Origin of the sequence: Thioalkalivibrio sp. (assembly GCF_041690275.1) — a bacterium.
Classification (GTDB): domain Bacteria; phylum Pseudomonadota; class Gammaproteobacteria; order Ectothiorhodospirales; family Ectothiorhodospiraceae; genus Thioalkalivibrio.
The window spans coordinates 20154-46372 of record NZ_JAWLHP010000020.1; the positions used below are offsets into that span (position 1 = coordinate 20154).

Below are 26219 nucleotides of genomic sequence, written 5' to 3' on the forward strand. Positions count from 1 at the left end.
ATTTGAATGCCCCGGCCGGAGCGCCGCGGAAGGGCCTTGAGGGGACCCCGGGGCGAACGCAAGAGTGAGGGTAATGCCCAGAAAACGCAGCAGTCGTCCGTCGGTCGATCCGAATTTCGAACGCGAGGCGCAGAAGTACGAGAACCCGATCGCCAGCCGGGAACTGATCCTGGACCGCCTGGCCGAGGCGGGAAACCCACTGGCATTCGACGAGATCGCCACCCGGGTGGGGGTCGCGAGCGAGGAACAGCTGGAGGCCCTGCGCCGCCGTCTGCGCGCAATGGAACGGGACGGACAGGTCCTGTGCAACCGCCGGGGGTCCTATCTGCCGGTGAACCAGGCGGACCTGATCCGGGGTCGCGTGATCGGCCACCCCGACGGCTTCGGGTTCCTGGTCCCGGACGACCAGAGCAACGATCTCTTCCTCTCGCCGCGGCAGATGCGGGGTGTGCTGCACGGCGATCGCGTGCTGGGCCGCGTGATGGGCGTGGATCACCGTGGGCGGCGCGAAGGCGGGATCATCGAAATCCTGGAACGCGGCTCGGAGCAGCTGGTGGGCCGGATCCGGATCGAGGACGGCGTCGGGGTGGTCACACCGGACAACAAGCGCGTTGCCCACGACATCCTGATTCCGCCGGATGGCCTCGGCGATGCCGGCGACGATCAGATCGTCGTGGTGCGCATCCGCCCCCAGGCCTCCCGGAAGGCGCGGCTGCGCGGTGAGGTGGTCGAGGTGCTCGGCGAGCACATGGCCCCCGGCATGGAGATCGACATCGCGATCCGGGCCCATGGTCTGCCGTTCGAGTGGCCGGACGAGGTCACGGCCGCGGCCGACCGCCTGGGGACCCGGGTTCCGGCCGCCGCGCGCAAGGGCCGGCTCGATCTGCGCAGCAAGCCGCTGGTCACCATCGACGGCGCGGATGCCCGGGACTTCGACGACGCCCTGTTCTGCGAGGAGATGGAGGGTGGCTGGCGTCTCTGGGTGGCGATCGCGGACGTCTCGCACTACGTGGAAAAGGACGGAGCGCTGGATCGCGAGGCCCGCAATCGCGGAACCTCGGTGTACTTCCCGGAGCAGGTGATCCCGATGCTGCCCGAGGTGCTCTCCAACGGCCTGTGCTCGCTGAATCCGGAGGTCGAACGGCTCTGCATGGTCTGCGAGATGGAGGTCGGCAAGCGCGGGGCGCTGCGCAGCTACCGTTTCCACGAGGGGGTGATGCGCTCGCACGCCCGCCTGACCTACACCAAGGTCGCGGCGATGCTGGTCGACGGCGATGCGGCGCTTCGGCAGCAATACGCCTCGTTGGTGCCGCATCTGGAGCGCCTCCACGCGGTCTTCAAGGCACTGCACGGGGCGCGCAACCGGCGCGGTGCGATCGATTTCGATTCCACCGAGACCCGCATCGAGTTCGGTCCGGAGCGCAAGATCGAGCGCATCGTTCCGGTGGAGCGTACCGATGCACACCGGTTGGTCGAGGAATGCATGATCGCGGCCAATGTCTCCGCGGCCCGTTTCCTGAAGAAGCACAAGCTGCCGACGCTCTTCCGTCTGCACGATCGGCCGCGCGCGGAGAAGATCGACGACCTGCGCGATTTCCTGGCCGGGGTCGGCCTGACTCTCGAGGGGGGAGACGAACCCACGCCGGCGCACTATTCCGCGGTCCTGCGTGCGGCGGCGGATCGGCCGGACAAGCAACTCATCGAGACGGTGGTGCTGCGTTCTCTGAGTCAGGCCGTTTACGGCCCCGACCTCGGCGGCCATTTCGGCCTCGCGCTGGCAGACTACGCGCACTTCACCTCACCCATCCGGCGCTATCCCGATCTGCTCGTGCACCGTGGTATCCGTCACCTGTTGCGCAAGGGCAAGACCTCCGACTTTGCCTATTCGCACGGCGACATGGAATCCCTCGGCGAGCACTGCTCGATGGCCGAGCGTCGCGCTGACGACGCGACCCGCGATGCGGTCGCCTGGCTCAAGGCCGAGTACATGCAGGACAAGGTCGGCGACGTCTTCGACGGCGTGGTGTCCGGGGTCACCGGGTTCGGACTGTTCGTCGAGATCGTCGATGTCTTCATCGACGGGCTGGTGCACGTGACCAGCCTCGACAACGATTTCTATCACTTCGATCCGGTCCGGCACCGTCTGACCGGCGAGCGCGGCGGTCGGGTGTTCCGGATCGGCGACCGCCTGCGAGTCCAGGTGGTGCGCGTGAGTCTGGATGACCGCAAGATCGATCTGCGCCTGGTCGACGAGGAGCCGCCCGCGGGTGAGCGCAAGTCCGGACGCAAGCGGTCCGACGCGGCCAAGGCGGAGTCCGGAGCGCCGCGGCGCGCGTCCAGGCGGCGCGGCCGGGCGCCGAAACCGGAGCAGGCCGGCAGCGGTGCCCCCGCGTCGGAGCAACAGTCCCCGGCGCCACCTCCGGAGACGCCCGCCCCCCCGAAGCCGTCCGGCACCGGAACAACGCGTCCGCCGCGGCGCCGCGCGAGGGATGGCGGGGTGGCCGCGGATACCGGCGCGAAGGCGGCAGGGCCAGAAGCGGCCGTCGGCCAGGGGACCGCGCCCGCACCGGATGCGGGCACGGAGCCGGTGCCCTCCGGCGAGCCCGCCCCCCGGCGCCGGCGCCGGCGCACGCAGCCCGCGGGCGAGGTGGCAATGCTGATCCGGCCATCGGGAAGGGCAAAGACCGAGCCGGGCCCCGCCGGGGCGACCGAAACGGGTGACTCCGGTGCAGGGAAGGGCGGCGGCGAAGGAGGGGATCGGAAGCGGTCGAGCCGGCGGCGGCGTCGCGACTCGTGAGCCGCGACGAGGTCGTCGGCGGGCTGCACGCGGTGGAGTCGCTGCTCGCACACGCACCTGATCGGGTCAGGCGTCTCCAGATCGCCGCGGACAGCTCCGACGCCCGGTTGGCGGCCCTCGTCGGGCGCGCGCAGGCGCTGGGCATCAGCGTTGAGGAGCTGCGCAGGGAACGGCTGGAACGCAATCACGCCGGCCTGCGGCACCAGGGCGTGGTGGCCTTCGCCCGGCCGCGGCCGCGCGCGGGCGAGGCGGAGCTTGCGGACCTGGTGGCCGCGGGTGGCGACCTCTTTCTGGCACTGGACGGGGTGACCGATCCGCACAATCTCGGTGCATGCCTGCGCAGCGCGGACGCCGCCGGTGCGCGCGCCGTCATCGTGCCCCGGGACCGCAGCGCTGCGTTGACACCGGCAGCCGCGAAGGCGGCCTCCGGCGCTGCCGAGACGACGCCGCTGGTGGCGGTGACGAACCTCGCGCGCACGCTGCGCGAGCTGCGGGATGCCGGCCTCTGGGTCGTCGGCCTGGACGGCGATGCGCAGGAGCCCTTCTATCGCGTCGACCTGACGCCACCGACGGTGCTGATGCTCGGTGCGGAAGGCGAGGGTCTGCGCCGCCTGACCCGCGAACACTGCGACCATCTCGCCGCAATCCCCATGGCTGGCAGCGTGGCCAGCCTGAACGTCTCCGTGGCGGCCGGCGTGGCATTGTTCGAGGCCGTGCGCCAGCGTTCCGCCACCGCATGACCCCGGGGACCGATTTGCAGATCTGTCCCCGGCCATTGGCAATCCTGTCCGCAAGCGGAAGAGGGGGGAACTGCGCGACCTTCACGCTGAGCCCCGCCGTGCGGCCTCACGCGCGGTCCGCGCTTGTGCGCTGGCCGTGGATCGCCTATCATCTCGCGCCTTTCTCGCCGGTTTCGGCGACTTCTTGCCTCACCGACAGGCCCTGGGTCGGGGATCCATCCCCGGGCATGGACGGGAGGCTGTTACCCGCAAGGAGTGAACTGCATGCGTCATTACGAAGTGGTGTTCATGGTCCATCCGGACCAGAGCGAGCAGGTTGCGGCGATGATCGAGCGTTATCGCGGCATCGTCGAGGCCCAGGAAGGCGTGGTACACCGCCTGGAGGACTGGGGCCGTCGTCAGTTGGCCTACCCGATCCAGAAACTGGTCAAGGCGCACTATGTGCTGATGAACGTGGAGGTGGGCGAGGAAACCATCGAAGAGCTCGTCAGCGCCTTCCGGTTCAACGATGCCGTGCTGCGCCACCTGGTGATGCGGATGGAAAAGGCGGAGACCGAGCCCTCGCCCCTGGCCAAGGGCCGCGAGGAGGAGGAGAGTCCGAAGGGCCGCGGGCGCCGCGAAGAACGCGGCGATCGCGATGGCGGCGGGGAAGCAGAGGAAAAGGCCGGTGCCTCCCGCAGCTGATCCGTTGTCCGTCTCCGGATTTCTTTTTCTTCGTTTCAAGGAGTTATCGTAATGGCCCGTTTTTCCCGTCGCCGCAAGTACTGCCGCTTCACCGCCGAAGGCATCGAGTACATTGATTACAAGGACCTGAACCTGATCAGGAACTTCATCACCGAGACCGGCAAGATCGTGCCCAGCCGGGTCACCGGCACCAGCGCGAAATATCAGCGTCAGTTGGCGACCGCCGTGAAGCGCGCCCGTTTCCTCGCCCTGCTGCCGTATACCGACAACCAGTTCTGACGCCTGCAGGAGCGCAGGGGACGCCAATGCGAGTATTGGCCGACTTTGCCATGCAGGGGCGCTGGCGGGCCGTGGCCGTGGCGGCCGGCCTCGGTGTGCTCGGGATCTTCATCCCGCCGGTCGCCATCCTCAGCGCGGCCGTGGTTGCGCTGGTGGCGTTGCGGCTCGGTATGGGCCAGGCACTGTTCGTCGCCGGCTTCGCGGCCCTGATTCTCGGCGCCCTGGTGTTTGCGATGATGGGTGGCTCACCGCTGATCGGCGTGACGGCGGGCCTCGCCCAGTGGCTGCCGGCCGCGGCGATGGGCGTGGTCCTGCGCCAGTCGGTCTCCTGGCGAGCGACCCTCTCCATGGCGGCACTGGTCGCCGGCGGGCTGGTTCTGCTGGTGCGGCTGCTGGTGCCGGATCTGGAGAGTGCGTGGGTGGCTGCGGGCCGGGAGATGCTGGCGCCCTTCGTGGATGGCAACGGTCCGGCCGAGGAGGACGTCGAGACGGCGCTGACCGCTATTGCACCCTTCCTCACCGGGATGCTGGCCGGGATCTTCCTGCTCGGCATGGCGATCAGCCTGCTGATCGCCCGCTATTGGCAGGCCCTGCTGTACAACCCGGGCGCCTTCGGTACCGAGTTCCGCGAGTTGCAGATGGGGCGCGGTCTGGCCGTCGCGGTGGTGGTGCTGGCGCTGTTCGGTCAGCTGGCGGACCAGCCCCTGGCCCTGGAGCTCGCCTTCATCCTCGGCGTGGTGTTCTTCCTCCAGGGACTGGCCGTGATGCACGGGCTCACGCATGCGCAGGGGATGAGCAGCTTCTGGCTGGTGGGGATGTACGTGCTGCTGGTGCTGGCATTGCCGCAGATGTTTCTGCTGATCGCGGCGCTCGGGGCGATCGACGGCGTGGCGCGGCTGCGCGAGCGGTTCCCGGCACGGGGCCGGAACGGACAGGACTGAACCGTTCGGTGGTTCGCGTGTACACTCTCGGCAAGCGATCTGGATGCCTCGGGGATCGTGGCGACACGCTAAGGCCGAAAGATGCCCTCTCCTCAACCCTCTGCCAACGGTGGGAGAGGGGGATGATGGTGCGCAACGCGCGCGGTTTTCACGTTAACTGAGTTACAGGAAAATCAAGATGGAAGTCATTCTGCTGGAAAAGATCGACAACCTGGGCGCCCTCGGCGACAAGGTCCGTGTCCGCCCGGGCTATGCCCGCAACTACCTGCTTCCGCAGGGGAAGGCCAAGTTCGCCACGCCGGAGAACATCGCCGAGTTCGAGGCCCGTCGCGCCGAGCTCGAGCGGGCCGCGGCCGAGGCGCTGGCTGCGGCGGAGGCCCGCCGCGCGTCGCTCGAGGGCATGGTGATCGAGATGAAGGCCAAGGCCGGAAGCGAGGGCAAGCTCTTCGGTTCCATCGGGGCCGGTGACATCGCGGACGCGGTCACCGCACGCGGCGTGGAGGTGGAGAAGCGCGAGGTGCGCCTGCCCGAGGGCCCGCTTCGGCAGACCGGCGAGTACGAGATCGAGCTGCACCTGTATGCGGGCGTGAATGCGGAAATCCGCGTCATCGTGATCGGCGAGGAGTGAGCGCAGGCGGGCCCCGGTGCAGGCCGGGGCCGGCGGCACCGCTGATCGGCAACGCAGCACGGTCATGAGCCAGGGTCTTCGCGTACCACCGCATTCGGTCGAGGCCGAGCAGTCGGTTCTCGGCGGGCTGATGCTGGACAACGACGCCTGGGACCGCATTGCCGATCGCATCGGCGCGGACGATTTCTACCGTCACGACCACCGCCTGATCTTCCGGGCGATCGCCGCACTGGCGGATCGCAATGCCCCCTTCGACATGGTGACTGTCGCGGAGCAGCTGCAGAATGCCGGCGAATTGCAGGATGCCGGGGGGCTCCCCTACCTCGGGCAGCTTGCAAGCCAGACACCGAGCGCCGCGAACATCAAGGCCTACGCGGACATCGTTCGCGATCGCTCCGTCCTGCGCTCCCTGATCTCGGTTGGTACCGAGGTGGCCGATTCGGCGTTCGCGCCGGAAGGCCGTCCGACCCGGGAGCTGCTCGACCTTGCCGAGCAGAAGGTCTTCTCGATCGCGGAGCGCGGTGCGCGCGGCACCCAGGGATTTCGCGGCATGAAGCCGCTGCTCGCGGCCGCCGTTGAGCAGATCGAACATCTGTTCGAGAGCAAGAGTCCGATAACCGGCATTCCCACGGGGTACCAGGACCTCGACGAGCTCACCTCCGGCCTGCATCCGGGAGATCTCGCCATCGTCGCCGGAAGGCCATCGATGGGGAAGACGTCGTTCGCGATGAACATCGGCGAGTACGTGGCGATGAAGACCGCGAAGCCGATCGCGGTCTTCAGCATGGAGATGCCGGGAGAGCAGATCGCGATGCGCCTGCTGTCCTCGATGGGGCGGATCAACCAGCAGAAGCTGCGCTCGGGCCGGCTCGACGACGCCGACTGGCCGCGGCTGACCAGCGCGGTCTCCATGCTCTCCGAGGCGCCGCTGTTCATTGACGACACCCCGGCGCTGTCGCCCACCGAGTTGCGTGCGCGCTCGCGCCGGCTGATGCGCGAGCACAAGGGACTCGGCCTGATCGTGGTGGACTACCTGCAGCTGATGCAGTCCCCGGGCTCGCGCGAGAACCGGGCGACCGAGATCTCCGAGATCTCCCGGGCGCTGAAGGCGCTGGCCAAGGAGCTGAGCGTTCCGATGATCGCCCTGTCGCAGCTCAACCGCTCGCTGGAGCAGCGCCCGAACAAGCGCCCGGTGATGTCGGACCTTCGCGAATCGGGCGCGATCGAGCAGGACGCGGATGTGATCATGTTCGTATACCGCGACGAGGTGTACAACGAGGACAGCGCGGACAAGGGCACCGCGGAGATCATCGTCGCGAAGCAGCGCAACGGGCCGATCGGGACTGTGCGGCTGACCTTCCGGGGACAGTACACGCGTTTCGAGAACTACCATCCGGACGTCTACGGGGTCGGCGCCGAGGCGTGAGGCGGGCGGCCGCCATGCGCAGGAGTGTCGGGGCGCTGCGCCACAATCTCGCGCGGGCCCGTGCGTTCGCCCCCGGACGCAAGGTCTGGGCGGTGATCAAGGCGGATGGCTACGGCCACGGCATGGAGTGGGCGGCCGCCGCGCTGACCGGATATGCCGATGGTTTCTCGGTCTCCTGCGTTGACGAGGCGCTGGCGCTGCGCACCGCCGGCGTCGCCGCGCCGGTCCTGGTGCTGCAGGGCGCGCGCACGGCCGCCGAGTGGGATCTGTGCTCCCGGCACGGCCTGCAGCCCGTGCTGCACGACGAGGCACAGCTGGCGGTGCTGGCCGGCTTCCGCGGCGAGCTGCCCGGCCTCTGGATCAAGCTCGACACCGGCATGCACCGGCTCGGGTTTGCCCCGATCAAGGCGCAGATCCTGTTTCAGCAGCTGCGGGACCATCCGGCCGCTCGCCGGGGTCTGCACTGGCTGACTCACCTCGCCTGTGCCGATCAGATCGCGCACCCGCAGAACGCGGAACAGCTGGACCGCTTCGGCCACGCGGTGGCCGAGCTGCCCGGTCAGCGCAGCGTTGCGAATTCCGCGCTGGTGGTCTCCGGAGGGGCCGCCGGCGGCGCATCCGCCGAATGGATCCGCCCGGGGATCATGCTCTATGGCCCGAGCCCGATGGCCGGCGAGGTGGGTCCCGCGCGCGAGCTCCGGCCGGTGATGACAGTCACCGCGCCGCTGATCGCGGTGAAGGCGCTCGAGCCCGGGGCCTGCGTGGGTTACGGGGCCACCTGGACCGCCGACCGGTGCACCCGGGCCGGCGTAGTCGCGATCGGCTACGCCGACGGCTACCCGCGCCACGCGCCCACCGGCACCCCGGTGCTGGTGCACGGCCGCGAGTGCCCGGTGATCGGACGGGTTTCCATGGACATGCTGGAGATCGACCTGACCGGCGCCCCGGACGCGGTCGTCGGGGACACGGTGACGCTGTGGGGCGAGGGTCTTCCGGTCGAGCGGATCGCCGAGGCGGCCGGAACGATCAGCTACGAACTGCTGACCCGCGTGGCTGGTCGCCTGCGCGTGACCGAGGCCTGAGGAAGATCCACCCCACGGACCACGGTCAGGTCACGGCGTGATCCGGCGCGACGGCCTCGTAGCGGTTCAGTACGCGCTCCGAGGCCGCGTCCACCTCGGCCAGCGTCACCGGGTAGCCCCAGAGATTCGCCAGGTGGCGCAGCACCATGCGGCTGTTGCCCGGTTCCAGACGGCGGCCGTCCACCACCCGGTGTTCCAGCATCAGGTGGCGGTCGCCGGCGAGATCGACGTCCACCACCTGAATGTCCGGCTCGTGGCGCGCGAGGTCGTAGTGACTGGCCAGGGCCCTGCGCACCGCCCGGAATCCGGACTCGTCATGGATGGCCTCGACCTCCATCGCGTCGGCGTCGGTGTCGTCGAGTACGGAGAACAGCCGCCATTCGCGCATCAGCCGCGGGCTCAGAAACTGCAGGATGAAGCTCTCGTCGCGATACTCCGCCCAGGCCGTCTTCCAGGTGCCGAGCACGTCCCGGCTGCCGGCGATGTCCGGGAACCAGCGCCGGTCCTCCGCGGTGGGCGCGGTGCAGATCCGCTCGAGGTCCTTCAGGATGCCGAAGCCGAGTGCATAGGGGTTGATCCCGGAGTAGCGCGGGTCGTCGAACTCCGGCTGGAAGACCACGCTGGTGTGTGCATGCAGGAACTCCATGAAGGCGCCGTCGGTGATCTGGCCGGTCTCGTGCAGACGCGTCATGATGGCGTAGTGCACGCTGGTGGCGCAGCCCTCGTTCATTACCTTGGTCTGCTTCTGCGGGTAGAAGTACTGCGCGACGAGCCGGACGATCCGCAGCACCTCGCGCTGCCACGGCGCGAGGCGCGGGGCGTGCTTCTCCAGGAAGTACAGGAGGTTCTCCTCCGGCAGCCCGAGGCGGGTCTGCCGGGCATCGAGATCCGGATCAGAACGGTCCTCGCCGGTGTCGCGGTCGGGCAGGGTGCGCCAGAGGTCGCTGAAGCTGCTCTCCTGGAAGCGCTGACGCTCGCGCTCACGCTCGAGTTCGCGCTTCAGGTTCAGCGGCCTGGGCCGCGGGTAGCGATGCACTCCGTGGGTCATCAGCGCGTGAGCTGCATCCAGCACGCGTTCCACGGCGGCATGCCCGTAGCGCTCCTCGCAGTCGGCGATGTAGCGCTTTGCGAAGTCGAGGTAGTCGAGGATGGATTCGGCGTCGGTCCATTCCCTGAACAGCTGGTTGTTCCGGAAGAAGTGGCTGTGTCCGAAGGCGGCGTGGGCCATCACCAGCGTCTGCATGGTCATGGTGTTCTCTTCCATGATGTAGCAGAGGCAGGGGTTGGAATTGATCACGATCTCGTAGGCCAGCCCGGTCACGCCCTTGCGGTAGAGCATCTCGTCGCGGGCGAAGTGCTTGCCGAAGGACCAGTGGCGGTAGAACAGCGGCATGCCCATCGAGGAGTAGGCGTCCAGCATCTGCTCCGAGCTGATCACCTCGACCTGGCTGGGGTAGGGCTCGAGCCCCATCTCGTCGACCGCGATGCGCTCGATCGCGTCGAAGGCGCGGCGAACCCGCCGGTAGTCCCAATCGGGCCCATCGTAGAGCAGTCCTGTGTCGGCCCCGAGATCGTGTGCCATCGTCAGCCCCGGCGCTCCACCGGCGTGAACAGGTCGCGGAACACCGGAAAGATTTCGCCGCGCCGCCGGACTCTCCGCATCGCGAGCGGACGGCCGCTGCGCGCAATCCGCTCATAGACCATCCACAGGTCGGTCACGCCCCCGCGCCCGCGCTCGCCGGACACCTCAATGTAGGCGAAGTGGCGGCACACGGGCAGGATCGTGCGGTCCATCCGCTCGATCACCGCCGGGTTGTCCTGCGGGGTGTTGTCACCGTCGGAGGCCTGCGCAGCGTAGATGTTCCAGTCCTCCGGCGAGTAGCGCTCGCGGATCACCCGATCCATTTCGTCCAGTGCCGGGGACACCAGCGTCCCACCGGTCTCTCGCGAGTAGAAGAATGTCTCCTCGTCCACCTCCTGGGCGATGTGCGTGTGCCGGATGAACACGATCTCGACGTGTCGGTAGCGCCGTTCCAGGAACAGGTACAGCAGCATGAAGAACCGCTTGGCGAGGTCCTTCATGTCCTCGGTCATGGACCCCGACACGTCCATCAGGCAGAACATCACCGCCTGCGAGATCGGCCGCGGGGTCGGAACGAAGCGATTGAAGCGCAGATCGATCGGATCGATGTACGGAATCAGTCGCGAGCGCCGCGACAGGCGTTCGCGTTCGCGCACGAGCTCGCGCAGGCGCTCCGGGTCCCTGCCCGAGCGCTCGAGGCGGTCGATTTCGCGATCGAGCTCGAGGATCTCTTCCCGACGCGGGCGGTGCAGCGCGAGACGCCGCGACAGCGAGCGGCGCATGGTGCGGGTGAGGTTCAACGTGGCCGGTGATCCGGACACCGAGTAGCCGGCCCGGCGCACACCCTCCTGCTCGACCCGGGAGAGCTGGGTCCGGGCGAGGTCCGGCAGCTCCAGGTTCTCGAAGAACAGGTCCAGGAATTCATCCCGACTGATCGAGAACTGGAACTCGTCCTCGCCCTCGCCGTCCGGGCTCCCGCCACCGGGACCCGAGCCACCCTCGCCGCCATCGGGGCGTGGAATCCGGTCGCCGGCCTGGTATTCCTTGTTGCCCGGCACCACGTGGCGGCGCACGCCGGCCCCGTCGCCCTTGCGGAATGAGGGTTCCTGCAGGCCATCGGCGGGAATGCGGATCGACTCTTCGCCCTGCTGGCCGACGTCCGCGATGCGGCGCCGCGCCGACACGTCGCGCACCGCGTCCAGGATCTGGCGCTTTGCCCGGCGGACGAAGCGCTGGCGGTTGGCCAGGCTCTTGTCCTTCGGATTCAGCCGCCGGTCGATGATGTTCACCACGGGGCTCGGGCCTCCGTGATCGCGAGGGCCGGGATCAGCACCGCGCCCCCACCCCAACCGTTACCCCGGGCCTCCTGCCCTCCGCCCTTCGGGTCCGCCTCCGGCGGTTCGAAATCCGCTCCCGGCGAATTTGTCGCCGCAGGCGGGGGAGGGAGATCTTCGTGCGGCGGGGTGGCACGTGTTGCCGTGACCGTCAGGCGCAGGCACCTCATGATCGTCAGCCCGCCTGCTTCACGCGCATGTACCACTCCACCAGCCGTCTGACCTGGCGCTCGGTGTAACCGCGCTCGATCATGCGCTGCACGAAGTCGCCGTGTTTGCGCTCCAGCTCCGAGTCGCCCTTGGTGCCGAAGCTGATTACCGGCAACAGGTCCTCGACCTGGCTGAACATGCGCCTCTCGATCACCTCGCGGATCTTCTCGTAGGAGGTCCAATCGGGCATCTTCCCGCCCTTGGCCGCCTGGGCGCGCAGCGCGAACTTCACCACTTCGTTGCGGAAGTCCTTGGGGTTGGCAATGCCCGCGGCCTTCTCGATCTTCGAGAGCTCCTGGTTCAGCGCGCCGCGGTCCAGCATCTGGCCGGTATCCGGGTCCTTGAAGTCGTGGTCCTCGATCCAGGCGTCGGCGTAGGCCACGTAGCGCTCGAACAGGTTCTGGCCGAAGTCGTGGTAGGACTCGAGATAGGCCTTCTGGATCTCGTTGCCGATGAAGTCCGCGTAGCGCGGGGCCATTTCCGCCTTGATGAATTCGAGATACCGGCGTTCGGTCTCTTCGGGAAACTGCTCGCGACGGATCGCCTGTTCCAGCATGTAGAGCAGATGCACCGGATCGGCGGCCACCTCGTGGTTGTCGTAGTTGAAGGTCTCGGAGAGCACCTTGAAGGCGAAGCGGGTGGAGACCCCGGTCATGCCCTCGTCGACGCCTGCCACGTCCCGGTATTCCTGCATCGACTTGGCCTTCGGGTCGGTGTCCTTCAGGCTCTCGCCGTCATAGATGCGCATCTTCGAGTACGGGCTCGAGTTCTCGTGCTCCTTCAGGCGCGTCAGCACCGAGAAGCGCGCGAGCAGGTCCAGCGTGGCCGGTGCGCAGGGTGCCTCGCTCAGCTCGCTGCCGCTGATCAGCTTCCCGTAGATCATGCGTTCCTCGGTCGCGCGCAGACAGTAGGGGACCTTGATCACCGAGATCCGGTCGAGGAAGGCCTCGTTGTTCCTGTTGTTGCGAAAGGTCTGCCACTCGGCCTCGTTCGAATGCGCCATGATCACGCCCTGGAACGGGATCGCGCCGATGTTCTCGGTACCGACGTAGTTGCCTTCCTGCGTGGCCGTGAGCAGCGGGTGCAGCATCTTGATCGGGGCCTTGAACATCTCCACGAACTCGAGCAGGCCCTGATTGGCGCGGTTCAGCCCTCCCGAGTAGCTGTAGGCGTCGGTATCGTTCTGGCTGTAGAGCTCCAGCTTGCGGATGTCGACCTTGCCGACCAGCGAGGAGATGTCCTGGTTGTTCTCGTCGCCGGGCTCGGTCTTCGCGATCGCGATCTGGCGAAGCCTGGATGGATAAATGCGCACCACCGAGAACCGCGACAGATCGCCGCCGAATTCGTCCAGGCGCTTCACGGCCCACGGCGACAGGAGCCCGGTGAGCCGGCGCCGTGGAATGCCGAACCGGTCCTCGAGGTCCTGGCCGTGGATCTCGGGGTCGAAGAGGCCCAACGGGCTCTCGAATACGGGAGAGACCTCGTCGTCGGCCTTCAGCACGTAGATCGGGTATTTCTCCATCAGGGCCTTCAGACGCTCGGCCAGAGAGGACTTGCCGCCGCCCACGGGGCCGAGCAGGTACAGGATCTGCTTGTGCTCCTCGAGGCCCTGGGCCGCGTAGCGGAAGAAGCCGACGATGCGTTCGACGGTCTCCTCCATCCCGAAGAAGTCCTCGAAGGCGGGATAGATCTTGATCGTGCGGTTCAGGAAGATCCGGCCGAGCCGTTCATCCCGGGCGGTATCCAGCACCCGGGGCTCGCCGATCGCCGCCACCAGGCGTTCCCCCGCGGTCGCGTAGAGCATGGGATCATCGGCGCAGGCCTCGAGATATCCGGCAAGCGAGGTTTCCGATTCCTGGCGCTTGCGGAAGTCTTGTGCGTAACGGGCGATCAGGGTGTCAGCAGAATCCATCGTTCGTGTTGCTCCTCCGGGGAAGGAATCGAAGACGGCTGCACCGGGGCACTGCGCGTCCTGTGGAACTCCAGAAGATTGGACGACACCCGGGCGATGCAGTTCCTCGTCGATTCGGGCTCGTTGCTTCGCAACGAAGAACCCCGCCTGGCGGCGGGGTTCTTCGACTGCACCAGGCGGGCGGTGGGGTCAGAACATGGACTTGTCGGTGGGCACGTAGCCAAGGTTGTCCTCGCCGATCCCCTTGACCACGGGCTCGTTCAGGTTGTCGATGCGGATGGTCTTCTTGTCGCGCAGGTATTCGGCCACCACGTCCCAGATCTTGCGGCCGGTATCGCCCGCCGGGTCTTCCTGCACGCTGGCCCAGCCGGCGACCACGTACTCCCGGTCCGGGTCGAGCGGCTTGCCGTCGAACTCCATCTCCAGGATGCGCTCGCCGATGCCCTTGGTCGGGTCGATCGCGTACTTCAGGCCTCCGATCCGGACCATGTCGCCGCCCTGCTGGAAGAACGGGTCCTCGTGGAAGAGGTTGTCGGCCACGTCTTCCAGGATGGTCTTGATCATCGAGCCGGTCATTACATTGCGGGTGGCCGCCGGGTAGGTCAGGCCGGTCTGGTCCATCACGTGCTCGAAGGTGATCGGCATGCCGGGCAGCACCGTGGTGCCCCAGCGGAAGCCCGGCGAGAACGCGATCTGGGCATCGAGCTGCTCGACCAGCGCGTCGACGATCAGCTGGTCGAAGGTGCCGTTGAAGTTGCCGCGCCGGAACAGCAGGGTGTCGGCCACCGCCAGCTCCTCGGAGAGCTTCTCCTGCATGTTGAAGGTCTCGCCGTCGAAGGTGACCTCCTGGTTGCGCATGGTGTCGATATAGCGCTGCATCTCGGGATCCGGATCGATCAGGTTCGAGAACACGGGCAGCAGGTGGTACTTCCAGCCCTGGATCTTGCCGTCGCGGAAGTCGAAGTCCATCACGCCGAGGAACTTGGAGTTGGAACCCGCGTTCATCACCAGGCAGGTGCCGCCGTCCGGAGTCTTCACCGGCGTCGGCGCCGGAACGCCGTCGTGGGTGTGGCCGCCGAAGATCGCATCGAGGCCCTCGACCATGCCGGCCATCTTGAGATCCACGTCCATGCCGTTGTGCGACAGCGCGACCACGATCTCCGCACCCTCCGCGCGGGCCGCATTGACCTGGCGCTGCATGTCGTCCGGGCGGATGCCGAAGCTCCATTGCGCGACCTTGAAGCGCGGGTTCGCGATGGGCGTGTAGGGGAAGGCCTGGCCGATGATCGCGACGTTGACGCCATTGATCTCGCGGATCACGTAGGGCTTGAAGATCTGGTCGCCCCAGTCGACGTCGGTCACGTTCTGCGCAACGAAGTCGATGCCGGCGGCGGCGTAGTCGTTCTCGACGACTTCCATCACGCGATCGGCGCCGTAGGTGAATTCCCAGTGGCCGGTCATCACGTCGCTGGTCAGGATCTTCTGGGCATCGACCATGTCCTGCGCATTGGTCCAGACGCCGGTACCGGTGCCGCCGCCCCAGGTGTCGCCGCCGTCCAGCAGCAGGGCGCCCGGACGCGAGGCCTTCAATTGCTTGACCAGCGTCGAGAGGTGCGCGAAGCCGCCGACGCGGCCGTATTCCTCGGCGCCGGCAACAAAATCGAGATAGGTGAAGGCGTGGGCCTTCCTGCCGCCGGGATCGATCCCGAAGTGCTTCAGGAGCGCCTCGCCGACCAGGTGCGGTGGCTGGTTGCGCATGCCCGCCACGCCGATGTTGATGTTCGGCTCGCGGAAGTACACCGGGTTCAGTTGCCCGTGGCAATCGGTGTAGTGCAGCAGGCTGACATTGCCGTATCGGGGCACGTCATACAGGTTGCGGCCATGGCTGCCGGCCAGGCCGCTGAGCGGAAATCCGGCGACACTCGCGACGGCCATCATCTGCAGGAATTCGCGGCGACTTAGTTGCATGGGAGATCAACCTCCAGTGGTCGGATTGCGGGGGAGTCGAAGAGGTATGGAAACACTCTGGTGGGCCATGCGGGAAGTTCGGTTACCGAACTTCCCGCATGGCCCACTAGGTGACGCGCGGGACCGGTGCTTCATTCCGCATGACCGGTATTCACGTTTCCGGCAGCGTTTCCGCTAGTCCTCGGCATCTTTGGCGACCTGCCGTGCCGTGTCGCGCTTGTGCTCGATGCGCTCCACGTCGCGGGCTGTCGCGTCGGAGGCCGTCAGGGCGTCGTCGAATTGTCTTATCGCCTCGCTGTACTGGCCGCGATGGAAGAAGTACTCCGCCATGGCCTCGCGGCTGACCGCGACGCGGCCAGCCGCGTCAGCCGCGTCGGCCTTGAGGCGCAGCAGCGCCGGGTCCGGGGTTGCCTGCCGGCGCAGCAACTCGTCAGCGATGCGTACCGCGTCGCTGTGGCCGCCCTCCTCGTGATGGGTCATCGCGCGCACGCGGCGGATCAACGGGTGATCGGGGTAGATCTCCTCGAGGTCGCCCAGCAGAGACAGGGCCTCGTCGAAGCGGTCCTGGTGCCGCAGCACGGACACCTCCGCCAGCGCAAGCGTCAGCGACGGCGCCTCTCGAGCCGGAATGCGTTCCAGCAGGCCCCTGGCGGCATCGATCTGATCAAGCTCCAGGTGGGCCACCACCGCCTCGTACCGTTGTGTCGGACCGGGATCGCGGGCCGCCTCGTAGGCCGCGATGCTGCGCCTGGGCTCCTCGAGCGCGCGTGCGCGAGCCTGCATCCACGGGAAGAGATCGGTGTCGTCACGGGTGAAATCCCCCGACATCTGCGCCGCTCTGCCCCGTGCGTCGCTGATGCGGCCGAGGGTCACCGGGTGGGTGCGCAGGTATTCGGGCACCGCGTCGTTGGCGCCTCGGGTGAGTTCCTGCATCCGTTCGAAGAAGTCCGCCATCGCGTGCGGGTCAAAGCCGGTCGAGACCAGGATCTGGATGCCCACGCGATCGGCCTCCGCCTCGTTGCTGCGGGTGTAATCGAGCTGGTTCTGCATGCCGAAGGCGAGACCCCCGGTGATCGCCGCCTGGCCCAGTTCCGGATCGATGCTCGCGGCGAGAATGCCGGCGAGGATCGCAAGCCCGGTGGCAAAGTTGATATCCCGGCCGCGCGCGTACATTCGCGCGATGTGCCGCTGGGTGACGTGGGCGATCTCATGCGCGATCACCGCGGCAAGCTCCGCCTCGTCGCGCGCGGCGCCGATCAGGCCGGTGTGGATGCCGACGATGCCTCCCGGCATCGCAAAGGCGTTCACCTGGCTGTCCTCGAGCGCGAGGAAGTGAAACGTACCGGAGGCCTCTGGCGCGTGGGAGGCCAGGCGGCTGCCGAGGGCGTCGATGTAGAAGGCGATCTCCGGATCGTCCACCAGCGGCATCACGCGGCGGATCTCGCGCAGCAGCGAACGTCCGAGCTCGAGTTCCTCGCTGGGGGTCAGCAGACCGCCGGAGGCGTCACCGAGGTCGGGCAGGCGCGTGGACTGTCCGTGGACGGCCGCGCCGGCGACCAGGGCGAGGAACAGGAGGCCTGAGAGAAGGGTCTTCATGCATCGAGGATCCCTGATGGCGGACCCTCGACTCTTCGGCTGGAGCCGTGGCCGCGTTACTTGCCCAGGCCGGGTGCCGACGAATAGGCCCGCATGGAATCGCGCGATTCCCAGAGCTTGGGCTTGAGCAGCGCCTCGGGGATCATGAAGCGCTTGCGATCCAGTACCGGGTGGGTGCGCACGATTTTGACTACATCATCATAGCGGAGTTTGATCAGCAGACCGACGTCCGGTCCGGAGGTGTGCCGGGCGATCATGTAGTCGTCTTCGAGGCGATGGACATAGATGTTGGCGGGGCGCAGCCGATTGTCCGCGGTGCGCAGCGTGACGGCGTAATGCCCGTCCTTACTGAATTCGTTCTTGTCCAAGACTGGTCTCCTCAGGATACGGGCTGGACGAAGCTGCGGGAGGCTAGCACGCCGGCGTGTCGTTGCCCACAGTACCCGGTTTTCGTCTCCACCATATTGGCGACTGCTAATACTTGGGGTATTCTAGCGTGCTAGACATGCTGGCGCCACGCCATCGTGGCCCGCCGGCTGCGGACTCCACTTCCAGCCATGACCGGGCCGAACGAGGCGGGGTTGCGCCAGGCTGGACCGCAACGGATCCGACGGGAGGTATGCCATGTTCGGAGTCGCGATTGAAGAAGTCACGCCGCAGACCCTCGAAGAGTGGGACGCGGAGGGTCGCGCCTACCGCCTGGTGGACGTGCGCTCGATGGCCGAGACCGCCCGCGGTGTGGTGCCCGGGGCCGAGCTGGTTCCGCTCCATCTCGTGCCGCTGCGCAAGGATGAATTCAAGGACGACAAGCCGGTGGTGCTGTACTGCCAGAGCGGTGCCCGTTCGGCCCAGGCCTGCGCCTTTCTGGCGCAGCAGGGTGTCACGGGCGTGCACAATCTGGCCGGGGGCATCGTGGGCTGGGCGAGGGCCGGCAAGCCGATTGTCGCGCCAGATTAGTACTTTCTTGTATTAGGAACCGTCTTAACCTATAAGAGCGCGTATCGTACGCAGCTGCTGTACGGGTCTGGTGCAATTCCATTGCGGCGGACTTCACTGAAAGGTTGAACCAAAATCGAACCAGGAGAACGAGTTATGGCCAATTTCGACCAAGAGCTGGATGCCTCCGGCCTGAACTGCCCGCTGCCCATCCTGCGCGCCAAGAAGACCCTGGGTGCGATGGAGAGCGGCAAGGTGCTGCACATCATCGCCACCGACCCCGGCGCGGTTAAGGACTTCCAGGCCTTCTCCAAGCAGACCGGCAATGAGCTGCTCGAGCATCGCGAAGAAGGCGGCAAGTTCTACTTCCTCCTGAAGAAGGCCTGAGGGGCGTTTGCGGCAGCATCCGGCGGCCGGCCCCTCATGGCCGGCCCCTTTTTCCCTCGAATTCCTGACTAATCCGAACAACAAATCCGGCGGTTGCCTTAAGGTAACTGGAGCGGGGTCTTAGACTCGGTCTAGGCTGCCAGTAGCAGGAAACCCTGCATCGCAACCAGCGAAGAGGTGGAACATGGCGACATATGCTGAGATGCAGCAAATCTTCGATGACATACGTGGTGACTTCCGGTACGACCACGAACTCAACGGCTGCCTGAACTGCGGAATCTGCACGGCGACCTGTCCGTCGGCGCAGTTCTACGATTACTCGCCACGCGAGATCGTCCAGCTACTGTGGACGGAGAACGTCGAGCAGATCTACGACGCGATGCAGGAGAAGATCTGGGCCTGTGCGCAGTGCATGACCTGTGCCGCGCGGTGCCCCTTCAAGAATTCGCCCGGCGGCCTGGTCGCGATCATGCGCGAGGTGGCCATCAAGCACGAGATGCAGTCGGCCAAGGACGTGCTGCGTCCCTTCGGCCGCGTGATGCTGAAGCTGATCACGACCGGTAACCAGCTGTCGCCGGACATGATCCAGCCCGATCACTTCCCCGACTGGGGCCCGAACATCCAGAAGGTCGAAGGTGATCTGCGCGTGCTGCGCAAGGCGATCCCGGTCAAGACGCTGCAGACCGTGGAGACCGCCTGGGAGGTCTCGCTGAAGACCTCGGTCGAGATGTACACCATCTGGGAAATGACCGGTGTACTGAAATCCCTCGAGCTCATGGACGAAAACCTCTTCGACGTCATCGAGGACTTCATCGACGAGAAGCGTGAGGACTACGAAGACTGGCTCGAAGAACAGGAAGAAGAAGACGACGACTGAAGCCGCCGTCATCAGCATCCGAATCCACCAGGAGCATACCGATGAGCGAACATACCCCAGGTAATCACAATCAGAGCGCACAGGGTGCAGGTGCGGGCACGATGAAGCCCGGCTTCCACAACACCGACGGGCAGGGCATCGCCGGTCACGGATCCTTCTTCCAGGCGACAGACCTGTCGCGCGAAGACGCCGTCAAGGCCACCGACTGGGTGCGCAAGCACGTCGACCGCCGCACCATCGACCTCGGCGACCGGATGGACGATGTCCGTGAGCACATGTACGAGCTCGAGAAGGACGGGCAGATCATCATCCACCGCATCGGCGACCAGCACGAGCCGGTCGGTGTGAAGACCCTCTTCGGCTGGGACAAGCAGATCCCGACCAAGCAGCTGTGGCACCACAAGTCCTGCGGTCAGTGCGGCAACATCCCCGGCTACCCGACCTCGCTGCTGTGGTTCATGAACAAGTTCGGCTTCGTGCCGGGCAAGGACTACCTGGACGAGACCGACCAGACCTCCTGCACCGCCTGGAACTACCATGGTTCGGGCATCGGCAACGTGGAGTCGCTGGCCGCGGTGTTCCTGCGCAACTTCCACCAGGCCTATGTCGCCGGCAAGCAGCATGGCCACGAGCTCGGTCACTTCTTCCCGCTGGTGCACTGCGGCACCTCCTTCGGCAACTACAAGGAGATCCGCAAGTACCTGGTGGAATCGGCCGAACTGCGCGAGAAGGTCACCAAGATCCTTGGCAAGCTGGGCCGGCTGGTTGATGGCAAGCTGGTGATTCCGGAGGAGATCATCCACTACTCCGAGTGGGTGCACGTGATGCGCGATCGCATCGCCTCCGAGCTCCAGACCATCGACGTGTCCAACATCCGCACCACCGCGCACGTGGCCTGCCACTACTACAAGATGGTCCACGAGGACGCGATCTACGATCCCGACGTGCTCGGCGGCAACCGCACTGCGATCATCACCTCCACCGCCAAGGCGCTGGGCGCCCAGGTCATCGACTACTCGACCTGGTACGACTGCTGCGGCTTCGGCTTCCGCCATATCATCTCCGAGCGCGAGTTCACCCGCTCGTTCACGATGGACCGGAAGATCAAGGTGGTGCGCGAGGAAGCCAACGCCGACGTGCTGCTCGCCAACGATACCGGCTGTGTGACCACGATGGACAAGAACCAGTGGATCGGCAAGGCCCACGAACAGGACTTCCAGGTGCCGATCATGGCCGAGGTTCAGTTTGCCGCGCTGGCCTGCGGAGCCGACCCGTTCAAGATCGTGCAGCTGCAGTGGCACGCCTCCCCCTGCGAGGACCTCGTCGAAAAGATGGGTATCTCCTGGTCCGAGGCGAAGAAGAACTTCCAGGCCTACCTCAAGGAGGTTGAAGCCGGGAACATCGAATACCTGTACAACCCCGAACTCGCGTACGGAGGCAAGGCATGACGCAGGATACGGTATTGGTCGTGGGTGCGGGGCCATCCGGCCTCACCGCCGCGGCAAACGTGACCGCCGCCGGTTACAAGGCCGTGATGGTGGAGAAGGAAGACACGCTCGGCGGTGCGCCGATCCTGTCGGGCTACGCCAAGCTGGTGCCGTCCGGCGAGTGGGCGAAGGACGCGATCGGCCGCATGGTCAAGCGCGTCGAGGACGATGCCAGCGTCACCATCCACAAGGGCGCGAAGGTCACCAAGCTCGACGGCGACGCCGGCAACTTCACCGCGACGCTGAGCAACGGCGAGTCGGTCGCGGCCGGCGCGGTGGTGCTCGCCACCGGGTTCACCCACTTCGATTCCATCAACAAGCCGGAGTGGGGCTTCGGGACCTTCGAGGACGTGCTGACCACCACGCAGATGGAGCAGATGGTCGCCGCCGGCAAGATCGCCTGCCCGTCCGACGGCCGTGTGCCCGAGCGGGTCTGCATCCTGCTGTGCGTGGGATCGCGCGACCGCCAGATCGGCCGCGAGTGGTGCTCGAAGATCTGCTGCACGGTCTCTGCGAACCTGGCGATGGAGATCAAGGAACTCTCCCCCGAGACCGACGTGTTCATCTACTACATGGACATCCGGACCTACGGGCTCTACGAGGACAAGTTCTACTGGAAGTCCCAGGAAGAGTTCAAGACGAAGTTCGTGAAGGCCCGTATCGCCGAGGTGACCGCCTCGGGTGACGGCCGCCTGCTGGTAAAGGGCGAGGACACCCTCGTGAAGCGCCCGATCGTGATTCCGTTCGACATCGTGGTGCACGCGATCGGCATGGACCCGAACGCGGACAACCCGGAGATCTCGCAGGTCTTCGGCGTCGGCCTCGAGAAGCACGGGTTCATCGAGCGTGCCGAGCACTACACCAACACCTGCGGAACCACGCGCCGGGGCATCTACTCCTGCGGCGCCGCCTATGGTCCCGAGACCATCGACGATTCCATTGCCCAGGGCGCTGCCGCGGCTGGCCGGGCCGTCGGTGACCTGCATGCGCTGGTTCAAAAGGCCAGCTGAGGCAGGGGCCGAGGCTTCCGGCTCGGGGCTGGTCCCCGAGCCGCTCCAGGTCACCTTCAACAAGGAGATCCTGGCGACGAAGCTGGGGAGCCTGCGCGCCGCGATCGCCGAGGCCGGCGGCGTGGAAGGCCTCGAGACGTTCATCGAGGCCCTGCGCAGCAAGCAGGAGGTCTTCACTCGGGTCCTCGCCAAGGGACCGGAGATCGACGGCACGGACCTGCGTACGCTTGGCGGCCTGGTGTTTACGGTCCGTCGCAAGCTGGGCCCGGCGCTGGCGGAGCGCGAGGGAGCACTGCTCCAGGGTATGCGGGAGCTGGCCGAGTCGGAACTCTCGGTCGATGACCGCCTTCATGCCTTCGCCGGAATCGCCGGCGAGGACAAGAAGCTGCGCCGCGCGTTCTGGGACTTCGCGGCGGAGATGCTGCACTTCCGGGATCCGGAGTCCGTGCCGTTGGCGGCCCGCTGGGTCTGGGACGCGGGCACGACGACCGGGGCCCTGCGCGAGTTCATCCAGGGCAACGACACCATGCGGCAGGTTCCGATCGGCGACACCGTTGCCTCGATCGAGGGTGCCCGCCGGTGGTTCTACGATGCGCTGGGCGAGGAAGGCTTCTACCGCGACATGCACTTCGTCGTCGACCTGGTGTGGGCGCAGGCCTATTCCGATTATGCCCGGTCCCTTTCGATGGGCATGGGCATGATCGATGCGCAGTTCGGAGCGCAGCAGGATCCGCTGGAACTGGTGGTGAAGATACTCGGCATCGACGCGCCCGGCGGGCGCCTCAAGGCCGCAACGGAGGAGACGCTGCACTAGGGAGAGGATCAAGCGAGGCCCGGTCGTTTCGACGGCAGCGCGGCACTGATGGGCGTGGCACATCAAACCGCCGCAGGCCGGTCCCGACGGCCCGGAAAGCGGGTGGTCCATGCCGCGCCAGAGGCAACGCAGGCCTCGCGGCTCCCGATGGGTCCTGACCCGTCGCGATGGCGGCCCGCCTGGTGTCTTCCAGCAGCGAATCAACAGCAACGTCCGGCGGAAACCGGACGCCGGGAGAGAGAACGAAATGGCGATACATGAAAAGTCACTGATCGAGGACGAGCGCCTGCTCGAACACGACTCGCTGGTGGTCGACGGCGTCGACGTCTCCGGCCACTGGAACACCATGATCACGCCGCGCACCATCAAGGACTACGACGACGACTTCGAGGCGAAGATCCAGTCGTACGTAGGCGGCGAGAACGTCCATCGCTGCTGGCAGTGCGGTTCCTGCACGAACTCGTGCACGATGTACGCGCAGAACGTTCAGTTCAATCCGCGCTACTGGATCTACCTCACCCGGCTGGGTCTCACCGACGAGCTGATCAAGGACAAGGACATCATCTGGCAGTGCGTCTCGTGCAACAAGTGCACGAACATCTGCCCCAAGGACGTCAAGCCCGAGGGCGTGATGAAGGCCCTGTCGCACTGGATGGAGGAGGAAGGCATCACCGAGAAGTCGCCCTCGCGCATCTTCGACGAGGAGTTTGCCGACCAGATCTACGCCCACGGGCGGATCGAGGACTCCAAGGTGCTCAAGAACTTCTTCAAGAAGACCGGGCAGCCGCTGGTCCAGGGCTGGCTGGTGGAGTTCAGCAAGAGGATGATGAAGGGCCTGCCCATCGCCCATGGCATGCGCATGGGCCTGAACCTGGTGTTCACGCCGAAGACCAAGAGCTGGGGCAAGACCGGCGAGGTCCTCCAGGCCTACGTCCGCGAACAGAAGGAGGCCGCTCATGGCTAAGGTTGCTTACTACCCGGGATGTGCGCTGGAGGGTTCCGGCGGCCCCTACGACCGTTCCACCCGCCAGCTGGTGAAGGCGCTGGGTCTGGAAATGGAGAACCTTCGCGACTACAACTGCTGCGGCGCGATGGAGGTGAAGAACGTCCATCCGATGCTGCAGACCTACCTGTCGGCCCGGAACATGGCGATCGCCTCCGAGCAGATGGGCATGGACACCGTAATGGCGCCATGCAACGGCTGCTACCACAACCTGAAGAAGGCCGAGTTCGAGACCGCGACCTCGCAGGATGCGATGGACACGGTGCAGGACCTTGCGCGCAAGGCGGACGATCCGGTCTACAACGGTGACGTGCGCACCCTGCATCTGCTCGAGTGGCTGATGGAGGAACTGGGTCCCGAGGGCATCAAGCAGAAGATGACCAAGAGCCTGAACGGCATCAAGATCGCCAACTACTACGGCTGCATGTACACGCGGCCGCGCCAGATCTTCCCGGAGAAGGACCAGGGACCCGGCTCCGAGTCCAGCTACAAGCCGCATTTCATGGACGACCTGCTCGCAGCCGCCGGGGCCGTGAACGTCGACTATCCGCTCAAGACCTCCTGCTGCGGCGGCGCGCATACCCTGTCGGATTCCGATACCTCGACGCAGCTGGTGCTTAACCTGCTGCAGGCCGCCGAGGATTCCGGGGCCGAGGTGATCGCGACCGAGTGCCCGACCTGCCACTCCGGCCTGGAGATGCACCAGGTCCGCGCGGAGACGGAGTTCGGTATCAAGACGGGTGTGAAGGTGCTGTACTTCACGCAGCTCCTCGGGCTCTCGATGGGCCTCTCCCCGCGCAAGCTGGGCATCCACGAGAACGTCAGCGACTCGATCGGGCTGCTCAAGGAGAAGGGCGTGATCTGATCGGCGGTGCCCGCCGGTTGTCAGCCTCGGCGGGCACGCTGCGCGCTGGCCAATTCCCGCGCCGCGACGTAGGGTGAGCAAGGCGCAGCGTGCCCACCATTCTCTTCGGTCAAGCCATGGCGCATGGAGCAGCCGGCAGGGTGGGCAAGGCGCAGCGTGCCCACCACCCGCCACCAGGTGGCCAACGGCGATTGCAGGAGGCAACACATGGAGTGCAACGGCTGCGAGTTTCATCCGGAGCTGTTCTACGACGACGAATTCCAGATCTGGGTGCGGCGCGAGGACGACGATACCCTGACCGTCGGAATGACCGACCTGTCGCAGACCATCGCGGGCAAGATCATCCACGTCCGCGTACGCCGGCCCGGCACCCGCCGGCCGCCCGGCAAGCCGGTGGCCACCATCGAGAGCGGGAAGTGGGCCGGGCCGATCCCGAACTTCATCGACTGCACCATCGTCGAGGGGAATTCCGAGGTGCTGGAAAATCCCCTGCTGCTGAACTCCGACCCCTATAACGCCTGGGTGGCCCGCGTCGAGGCCGTGAACGGCGCCGAGTCGGCGCTCAGCGGCTTCGTGACCGGTGACGAGGCGGAGAAGGGCTATTGCCAGCGCGCGCGCGACGAGGACATTCATTGCCAGCGACGCACCCGCTGACGGAGAGGAGTTCGAGATGACCGCCGAGCACCACTACCTGGACAACGAAGAACAGACCGTCGTGATCGTGATGACGTCGGGCCCCTCCGATCCCCACCGCTGCGCCACGCCCTTCTATCTGGGATCGGTACTGGCCGCGATGGACGTGGACGTGCACATTTTCTTTACGATGGAGGGTGTCCGCCTGATGCAGAAGGGCGTCGCGGAAGAACTGAGGGCCATGGAAGGCGGCAAGCTGATTATCGATTTCATTCGGGATGCCAAGCGGGCCGGCGTGCGCCTCCACGTTTGCCACCCTGCTTTGCCGGGGTATAAAATCGACGCATCAGCCGACCTCATCCCCGAGGTCGATGAGGTGAACCGGGCCAGCGAGCTCGCCGATCTGGTGTTGCGTTGCGACAAGACGCTGAACTTCTGAGGCCGGTTCTTCCAGTTTTTCAGACAACGGGAGGGCATCATGGGTGCAGTTCGGGGTTGTGAGTTTCCTGAAGACCTGCTCTACAACATCGAGAACAACGTGTGGGTGCGGAAGGAGAGCGATGGCACAGCCACCGTTGGCTTGACCTCCTACGCCTGCTCGCTCGCGGGCACGATCGTCTCGTACACGCCGAAGAAGGCGGGGAAGACCGTCAAGAAGGACAAGTCCTGCGCGACCGTCGAGTCCGGCAAGTGGGTGGGTCCCGCGAAGACCCCGGTGACGGGTGAAGTGGTCTCCACCAACGACGCCGTTGCCGCCAAGCCGGGCCTGATCAACGAGGATCCCTACGGCGAGGGCTGGCTGGTGAAGATCCAGCCCGAGGACTGGGACGGCGAGTCCGGAGACCTGAAGACGGGCGCCGATGCGTTGTCCGCCTTCGAGGCGAAGATGGAGGCCGATGGCTTCGGCGGCTGCTGACGCCCACCGTCAGGTCACGAAACAGGCCGCCGGCGCGTGAAGACGGGCCGGCGGTTTTTTTATGGGCGCAGGAGGGGCGACGCAACGATTGCCCCGACGGGGATGAGGCGAG

General features: G+C 66.2%; 25 protein-coding genes. 19 read left to right on the forward strand and 6 right to left on the reverse strand.

All coding sequences use genetic code 11. The features are described 5' to 3' along the window. Window positions 1–73: 73 nt before the first annotated feature. From rnr to alr, 8 genes are all read left to right on the forward strand, one after another. A complete protein-coding gene (gene rnr, locus ACESMN_RS05520) occupies window positions 74–2797 on the forward strand; it encodes a ribonuclease R (protein WP_373052598.1) in 2724 nt (907 codons plus the stop codon). After that, window positions 2794–3537: a 23S rRNA (guanosine(2251)-2'-O)-methyltransferase RlmB gene (gene rlmB, locus ACESMN_RS05525; RefSeq protein ID WP_373052599.1), complete on the forward strand. Its 744-nt coding sequence runs from the start codon at window positions 2794–2796 to the stop codon at window positions 3535–3537. The genes rnr and rlmB overlap by 4 nt, the downstream gene beginning before the upstream one ends. Before the next feature lie 264 nt (window positions 3538–3801). After that, entirely contained in the window at window positions 3802–4221 is a 420-nt protein-coding gene (gene rpsF / locus ACESMN_RS05530; protein ID WP_373052600.1) for a 30S ribosomal protein S6, read from the forward strand. Window positions 4222–4272: 51 nt separating this feature from the next. Beyond that, window positions 4273–4500: a 30S ribosomal protein S18 gene (gene rpsR / locus ACESMN_RS05535; protein WP_373052601.1), complete on the forward strand. Its 228-nt coding sequence runs from the start codon at window positions 4273–4275 to the stop codon at window positions 4498–4500. Between the two features lie 26 nt (window positions 4501–4526). Continuing rightward, the gene (locus ACESMN_RS05540; protein WP_373052602.1) at window positions 4527–5441 is read left to right on the forward strand and encodes a DUF2232 domain-containing protein; all 915 of its coding nucleotides are present in this window, start codon (window positions 4527–4529) and stop codon (window positions 5439–5441) included. A gap of 178 nt (window positions 5442–5619) precedes the next feature. Further along, entirely contained in the window at window positions 5620–6069 is a 450-nt protein-coding gene (gene rplI, locus ACESMN_RS05545) for a 50S ribosomal protein L9 (protein ID WP_373052603.1), read from the forward strand. A gap of 64 nt (window positions 6070–6133) precedes the next feature. Next, window positions 6134–7495: a replicative DNA helicase gene (gene dnaB / locus ACESMN_RS05550; RefSeq protein ID WP_373052604.1), complete on the forward strand. Its 1362-nt coding sequence runs from the start codon at window positions 6134–6136 to the stop codon at window positions 7493–7495. Next, window positions 7492–8577 carry an alanine racemase gene (alr, locus tag ACESMN_RS05555; protein WP_373052605.1) on the forward strand — a complete coding sequence of 362 codons (1086 nt, stop codon included), beginning with the start codon at window positions 7492–7494 and terminating at the stop codon, window positions 8575–8577. Before dnaB ends, alr begins: the two co-directional genes overlap by 4 nt. Before the next feature lie 25 nt (window positions 8578–8602). Here the strand turns inward: alr and ACESMN_RS05560 are convergent, their stop codons facing one another. The 6 genes from ACESMN_RS05560 to ACESMN_RS05585 all read right to left on the reverse strand — a co-directional run bounded on the left by ACESMN_RS05560 (window position 8603) and on the right by ACESMN_RS05585 (window position 17547). Beyond that, window positions 8603–10159: a SpoVR family protein gene (locus ACESMN_RS05560; RefSeq protein ID WP_373052606.1), complete on the reverse strand. Its 1557-nt coding sequence runs from the start codon at window positions 10157–10159 to the stop codon at window positions 8603–8605. Window positions 10160–10161: 2 nt separating this feature from the next. Further along, a complete protein-coding gene (locus ACESMN_RS05565) occupies window positions 10162–11451 on the reverse strand; it encodes a YeaH/YhbH family protein (RefSeq protein WP_373052607.1) in 1290 nt (429 codons plus the stop codon). A gap of 217 nt (window positions 11452–11668) precedes the next feature. After that, window positions 11669–13615, reverse strand: coding sequence for a PrkA family serine protein kinase (locus ACESMN_RS05570; protein WP_373052608.1), 1947 nt, complete (start codon window positions 13613–13615; stop codon window positions 11669–11671). A 189-nt stretch (window positions 13616–13804) separates the two neighbouring features. Continuing rightward, window positions 13805–15583 (reverse strand): thiosulfohydrolase SoxB, encoded by a 1779-nt coding sequence (gene soxB, locus ACESMN_RS05575; protein WP_373052609.1) that lies wholly within the window; start codon window positions 15581–15583, stop codon window positions 13805–13807. 174 nt (window positions 15584–15757) lie between these two features. After that, entirely contained in the window at window positions 15758–17179 is a 1422-nt protein-coding gene (locus ACESMN_RS05580) for a M48 family metalloprotease (RefSeq protein WP_373052610.1), read from the reverse strand. Between the two features lie 56 nt (window positions 17180–17235). Beyond that, complete coding sequence (locus ACESMN_RS05585; RefSeq protein ID WP_373052611.1) at window positions 17236–17547, reverse strand: hypothetical protein; 312 nt, start codon at window positions 17545–17547, stop codon at window positions 17236–17238. Window positions 17548–17803: 256 nt separating this feature from the next. Here ACESMN_RS05585 and ACESMN_RS05590 point away from each other — a divergent pair, with 256 nt between their 5' ends. From ACESMN_RS05590 to ACESMN_RS05640, 11 genes are all read left to right on the forward strand, one after another. Then, the gene (locus ACESMN_RS05590; protein WP_373052612.1) at window positions 17804–18136 is read left to right on the forward strand and encodes a rhodanese-like domain-containing protein; all 333 of its coding nucleotides are present in this window, start codon (window positions 17804–17806) and stop codon (window positions 18134–18136) included. A 135-nt stretch (window positions 18137–18271) separates the two neighbouring features. Beyond that, on the forward strand, window positions 18272–18502 hold the full coding sequence (locus tag ACESMN_RS05595; RefSeq protein ID WP_373052613.1) for a sulfurtransferase TusA family protein: 231 nt from the start codon (window positions 18272–18274) through the stop codon (window positions 18500–18502). A gap of 202 nt (window positions 18503–18704) precedes the next feature. After that, a complete protein-coding gene (locus ACESMN_RS05600) occupies window positions 18705–19379 on the forward strand; it encodes a 4Fe-4S dicluster domain-containing protein (protein WP_373052622.1) in 675 nt (224 codons plus the stop codon). Window positions 19380–19420: 41 nt separating this feature from the next. Beyond that, the gene (locus ACESMN_RS05605) at window positions 19421–20827 is read left to right on the forward strand and encodes a heterodisulfide reductase-related iron-sulfur binding cluster (RefSeq protein WP_373052614.1); all 1407 of its coding nucleotides are present in this window, start codon (window positions 19421–19423) and stop codon (window positions 20825–20827) included. A gap of 20 nt (window positions 20828–20847) precedes the next feature. Further along, entirely contained in the window at window positions 20848–21876 is a 1029-nt protein-coding gene (locus ACESMN_RS05610; protein WP_373052623.1) for an FAD-dependent oxidoreductase, read from the forward strand. Then, window positions 21851–22690 carry a hypothetical protein gene (locus tag ACESMN_RS05615; protein ID WP_373052615.1) on the forward strand — a complete coding sequence of 280 codons (840 nt, stop codon included), beginning with the start codon at window positions 21851–21853 and terminating at the stop codon, window positions 22688–22690. The genes ACESMN_RS05610 and ACESMN_RS05615 overlap by 26 nt, the downstream gene beginning before the upstream one ends. Window positions 22691–22937: 247 nt before the next feature. Beyond that, window positions 22938–23654, forward strand: a complete 717-nt coding sequence (locus ACESMN_RS05620) for a 4Fe-4S dicluster domain-containing protein (protein ID WP_373052616.1) — start codon at window positions 22938–22940, stop codon at window positions 23652–23654. Beyond that, window positions 23647–24558 carry a CoB--CoM heterodisulfide reductase iron-sulfur subunit B family protein gene (locus ACESMN_RS05625; RefSeq protein ID WP_373052617.1) on the forward strand — a complete coding sequence of 304 codons (912 nt, stop codon included), beginning with the start codon at window positions 23647–23649 and terminating at the stop codon, window positions 24556–24558. The genes ACESMN_RS05620 and ACESMN_RS05625 overlap by 8 nt, the downstream gene beginning before the upstream one ends. A gap of 207 nt (window positions 24559–24765) precedes the next feature. After that, window positions 24766–25212, forward strand: coding sequence for a glycine cleavage system protein H (locus ACESMN_RS05630; protein WP_373052618.1), 447 nt, complete (start codon window positions 24766–24768; stop codon window positions 25210–25212). A 16-nt stretch (window positions 25213–25228) separates the two neighbouring features. After that, complete coding sequence (locus tag ACESMN_RS05635) at window positions 25229–25630, forward strand: DsrE family protein (RefSeq protein WP_373052619.1); 402 nt, start codon at window positions 25229–25231, stop codon at window positions 25628–25630. Window positions 25631–25669: 39 nt separating this feature from the next. Beyond that, window positions 25670–26107 (forward strand): glycine cleavage system protein H, encoded by a 438-nt coding sequence (locus ACESMN_RS05640; protein ID WP_373052620.1) that lies wholly within the window; start codon window positions 25670–25672, stop codon window positions 26105–26107. The last annotated feature ends 112 nt before the right edge of the window (window positions 26108–26219 follow it).

Coding starts and splice junctions, on each gene's coding strand:
- rnr (WP_373052598.1), top strand. CDS start 74: ATGCCCAGAAAACGCAGCAGTCGTCCGTCGGTCGATCCGAATTTCGAA.
- rpsF (WP_373052600.1), top strand. CDS start 3,802: ATGCGTCATTACGAAGTGGTGTTCATGGTCCATCCGGACCAGAGCGAG.
- ACESMN_RS05600 (WP_373052622.1), top strand. CDS start 18,705: ATGCAGCAAATCTTCGATGACATACGTGGTGACTTCCGGTACGACCAC.
- ACESMN_RS05625 (WP_373052617.1), top strand. CDS start 23,647: ATGGCTAAGGTTGCTTACTACCCGGGATGTGCGCTGGAGGGTTCCGGC.
- ACESMN_RS05595 (WP_373052613.1), top strand. CDS start 18,272: ATGGCCAATTTCGACCAAGAGCTGGATGCCTCCGGCCTGAACTGCCCG.
- ACESMN_RS05615 (WP_373052615.1), top strand. CDS start 21,851: ATGCGCTGGTTCAAAAGGCCAGCTGAGGCAGGGGCCGAGGCTTCCGGC.
- soxB (WP_373052609.1), bottom strand. CDS start 15,583: ATGCAACTAAGTCGCCGCGAATTCCTGCAGATGATGGCCGTCGCGAGT.
- rpsR (WP_373052601.1), top strand. CDS start 4,273: ATGGCCCGTTTTTCCCGTCGCCGCAAGTACTGCCGCTTCACCGCCGAA.
- ACESMN_RS05570 (WP_373052608.1), bottom strand. CDS start 13,615: ATGGATTCTGCTGACACCCTGATCGCCCGTTACGCACAAGACTTCCGC.
- rplI (WP_373052603.1), top strand. CDS start 5,620: ATGGAAGTCATTCTGCTGGAAAAGATCGACAACCTGGGCGCCCTCGGC.
- ACESMN_RS05540 (WP_373052602.1), top strand. CDS start 4,527: ATGCGAGTATTGGCCGACTTTGCCATGCAGGGGCGCTGGCGGGCCGTG.
- ACESMN_RS05640 (WP_373052620.1), top strand. CDS start 25,670: ATGGGTGCAGTTCGGGGTTGTGAGTTTCCTGAAGACCTGCTCTACAAC.
- ACESMN_RS05605 (WP_373052614.1), top strand. CDS start 19,421: ATGAGCGAACATACCCCAGGTAATCACAATCAGAGCGCACAGGGTGCA.
- ACESMN_RS05590 (WP_373052612.1), top strand. CDS start 17,804: ATGTTCGGAGTCGCGATTGAAGAAGTCACGCCGCAGACCCTCGAAGAG.
- ACESMN_RS05630 (WP_373052618.1), top strand. CDS start 24,766: ATGGAGTGCAACGGCTGCGAGTTTCATCCGGAGCTGTTCTACGACGAC.
- ACESMN_RS05635 (WP_373052619.1), top strand. CDS start 25,229: ATGACCGCCGAGCACCACTACCTGGACAACGAAGAACAGACCGTCGTG.
- dnaB (WP_373052604.1), top strand. CDS start 6,134: ATGAGCCAGGGTCTTCGCGTACCACCGCATTCGGTCGAGGCCGAGCAG.
- ACESMN_RS05620 (WP_373052616.1), top strand. CDS start 22,938: ATGGCGATACATGAAAAGTCACTGATCGAGGACGAGCGCCTGCTCGAA.
- ACESMN_RS05560 (WP_373052606.1), bottom strand. CDS start 10,159: ATGGCACACGATCTCGGGGCCGACACAGGACTGCTCTACGATGGGCCC.
- ACESMN_RS05580 (WP_373052610.1), bottom strand. CDS start 17,179: ATGAAGACCCTTCTCTCAGGCCTCCTGTTCCTCGCCCTGGTCGCCGGC.